The following is a 3778-nucleotide window of genomic DNA, read 5'->3' on the forward strand; positions in this document are numbered from 1 at the left end:
TGAAACAGATTTATCAAAGTAGTCTAAAGTCGATTGTACCTGATTTGCAGTAGTTACTAGCGCAGAGGCAGCAAGAGACAATCCCTTTTGTTGCTGTTTATAAAGCGCCAACAAGCCACTCCCGGTAAGAATTAATCCGAGCACTGCTGCTCCAGTAATAAAGACCCCACCAAACGCGAGTACTGATGCGAAAAGAGTCGTAACCGCAATAAGTGTAGCCATAGCCATTAATGCAATACCAAAGTGTTTCATCATAATGGATTGGTAACCTGACAGTTCCGTACTGAGTAATTCTATGTGCTTAAGATTGTCTTGATAATCAAGATAATCTTGAGAATTAGACTCCTGGGTTACATTTTCTCGTTTCTCAAAGAGGTATTCAGCCCGTCCAAGAACTTGTTCTAATTGGAAAATAATAGAACCATTTTGCTGATGTTTCTTATATAAATCCCGAGTTATCTCAATAAGCTTTTGGCTCTGAGAAACTAAATTGCTCCAATAATTATGCTCATTATCTTTTTGATAAGAAATAATTTTCTCAGAAAATCCCATGCTAAGTTGCTGTTCAATATAAATTTTTCTTTTTTCTAAAGCCTCTGGGTTGTCAACATCATTAATATCTACAACCTTCGCAAAATTTATTTTTTTATACATTTTGTTTACCCTAATTAAATACAGGAGATGAACCCGGAACGCTTGGGGTTACGTCCTTTGGTGGATAAGAAAAAAATCGTGATGGATTAGCGGCAAAAGAAAGGTTACTTTCAATTTCAACGGTGGCTTTAACTTTGGAAATTACATGGGATAAAGTCATCATCAGCGAGTCTTTATTAGCGCTATTGGGAGAATTTAAGCGCTTAAATAAAATAGGCGTAATCTGATTTAACACAGAGTACATATCTCTAATAGAAAAACGCTCTGTTTCCCTCCCCAGATTAATACATCCACCTTTAATTTCGTCATTTAGGCTCTTGTCATATACATTGGGTACTCTCTTCTTCATATCAGTTAATGCAAATTTAAAAAAATTCTGAGCGTTGCTTTTCTGCCGGTAATAAAACTTCCATTTTGTTTCCAAATCGAGAGAGTACGGGAAGAGCTATTCGTTCTAAATGATTCGTTGCCGCAATAATAACCAGTGGATTTTTAGGTTTATCAAAACCATCCATTTCTGTTTGCAGCAGTTCCGCTGCAGCTGGAGCCGAAGCAAAACTATCCACCTCATCAATAAAAATAATGGCTTTTTCACAGGATTTTGCTTGCGAGAAGACGCCAGCAAATTCTGTTAAACTATTTTTTGGATTAACAACGAAACAAGGACAATTTGTTTTTTCAACAATTAATCGTGCAAACTCTGTTTTTCCTCCTCCAGGAGGGCCAAAGAGTAAGGTATGAACGTTATATCCTGGATTTATTTTTATCAGAGCCTCAGAATTTTCTATAAATGTGCATATATGATCAGATGATTCTAAAAGCTCATCACTAAGAGGCATCGCCCTTGGTGTTGCACCCAAAGTAGTTAATCTTGGTGCAATCATTTTAGCATGACCTTTTTTAGGTCTTTCTAATTCTTTACGTACCGCTTCAAAACAATTTTCAAAAAGCTCATTACTAAGGGGGGTATTGGGCTGCTGTTTATTGTTTACTTTTTCTATATAGTTTTTTAATTGCCTTGGCGACCATCCAGATGTTGCCTCAACAATTTTTTGAATGATAGTTGAATCCGGTTCAAGAACAGCTATACGAAGTAAATCCTGAATTATTAATTGTCGATTCGTGCTATCAGGTAAGTCAAAAAATACAGCAGTCCCTGCTCGACTTCTAATCGCAGGCTTAATCCGTTCTAAATAATTAGTAGTACCCACGAGAACAATTTTTTTGCCTTTTAGCTTATCTATTTCAGTTTGAAATTTAGTAGTAACTGTTTCCTTTAGACTCTGTATATCGGTAGATGTGTCCTTATTCGTTGGCAAAAGAGTATCAATTTCGTCTATAAAGAGACAAATAGGCTCTTTCATTTGGGCAACGGCAGCAAATAATTTACTTATTCTATATCCGTGTTGATTAATATGTTTATCCTCTTCAGCGTCAACAGCATATTCAATAACTTTAAACCCTTCTTTATTAACTATAGTTTTGGTTATCTCTGTTTTTCCCACACCAGGAGGACCTGCCACTAATAAAAGATGTTGTTCTAAATGGGGATTAGTCTTAATACTCTTCAAAAAGCTACCCACTTCCGCCTCTTTTTCACTTGTTCCTATAAAATCAAACGGTCTTAATATGCTTAATATTTTATAAGGATCATTTACATTAAGTTGAAAAAAAGGTGTTTTCCCCTGATTGTCTCTAGTATAAGGGCTATTAGTGTCTACCTGGACTATTTTTTTAATTGCATCGTGAAGAACTTGAATATTCAATAAAGGCGAGTGTGGTAAATCAGTTAGTAAATGCAGCCAGCAGCGCCCTTTTGTAAACTTCATACCAGCAAGCTCATCAGAAACAATTATTTTCTCTAATATTAATTGTTGCTTTTTAATATCAGAATTAAGCATTGCTTTTTCATAATATTCTTGAGTATTAATGGTAACTAGAGAATGTGTATGTTCTGATAGTATTTTTAAATTTTCAACTGCATCTGCATGAGTAGGATTGAATGCCAGAACCCTTTCATAACACCATTTTGCATGCCAATAATCTTTCGTTTTACCATTTTTTCCAAAAAAATAATCCTCTCCTAACTTATTCCATTCCTTCTCCTTAGCTAAGAAATTATCGATAGTTGATAGATGTAGTCTGTCAACAGCCCTTTCATCCCCGGTCTGAATTGCTCGCTGATAAAACGCTTGTGCTGTAACTTTATTTTTATCAACACCACCTTGACCATGCTCATGAATAACACCTAACATATAGAGGCTATTTTTATAGTTAGAATCCAGTGTAATACACTGCTCATAACATATTTTTGCATTTATATAGTCTTTAGTTGCATTGTAATACTTATCCCCAAGCTTATTCCATTGTTCGGCCTTGGTAAGTGATTTATTCTCAACGACAAATAATTTCTTTTTAGCATCATAACTTCCTAATGAAGCGGCTTTTTCATAAAGTTTTTGAGCTTGAGGTAACTTATAACGCTCATAAAGCTTGGCAACTAGGTAGGTGTATTCTGAACTACTAATATCCTGATCAATAATAAGCTGACGTAGTGTTAAGCGCGAACTTTGAGTATGCACACTTGTAAGCTCAGTAGTTATTGAAAATAATTCCTTATTCTTTAATATATTTTCCAGTATGTACGTGCTAAGAGAATAATCATCAGTCTCTGTATTCGTTTTTAAGTGTTCTTGTATTATTTCTATAGGTGCTTTTGTTAAATTCGAAGAAAGCTCTTGTTTTAGGTTTTTAGCGCGTTCTTCTCCGAAGGCTGTGTAGTGATGAAGCCAAGTAAACAGATGGGTAGAGTAACCGCGATCATCGGCGCTTTGATTGTTGCGCCACATAAGGTAATTATTGATGGCGTCTAGTAAAACTTCCAATTGTAGTTCTTCGATTTTTCTTTGCATACAACGCATCCTTAGAGATTGATTTCACATCCGATAAATAATTTAAATTTATGATTCATGACTAAATAAAATGATCTAAATTTATGATTTGCGATTAAATTTTCCGCATGATAAATAATGCGCATTAATTAGTCAACCTTTTACACGATAAAAAGATTAGGAGACAAATTTTTTTATAATTGGATTTAATTTTATAAATCAATGGGGTCAGA

General features: G+C 34.9%; 3 protein-coding genes. All 3 read right to left on the bottom strand.

What is annotated here, in order from left to right; all coding sequences use genetic code 11:
• Positions 1-654 (bottom strand): hypothetical protein (locus LDG_RS05305; protein WP_040534614.1); only part of this gene is annotated, 654 nt, incomplete at its 3' end.
• A gap of 10 nt (positions 655-664) precedes the next feature.
• Complete coding sequence (locus tag LDG_RS05310; RefSeq protein ID WP_148263513.1) at positions 665-1003, bottom strand: hypothetical protein; 339 nt, start codon at positions 1001-1003, stop codon at positions 665-667.
• Between the two features lie 16 nt (positions 1004-1019).
• Entirely contained in the window at positions 1020-3566 is a 2547-nt protein-coding gene (locus tag LDG_RS05315; protein ID WP_006870157.1) for an AAA family ATPase, read from the bottom strand.
• Positions 3567-3778: the final 212 nt, after the last annotated feature.

This window comes from Legionella drancourtii LLAP12, from assembly GCF_000162755.2.
Lineage (GTDB): Bacteria > Pseudomonadota > Gammaproteobacteria > Legionellales > Legionellaceae > Legionella > Legionella drancourtii.

Excerpts from the sequence above, each read along its gene's own strand:
- LDG_RS05315 (WP_006870157.1), bottom strand. The coding sequence starts at position 3,566 with ATGCAAAGAAAAATCGAAGAACTACAATTGGAAGTTTTACTAGACGCC.
- LDG_RS05310 (WP_148263513.1), bottom strand. The coding sequence starts at position 1,003 with ATGAAGAAGAGAGTACCCAATGTATATGACAAGAGCCTAAATGACGAA.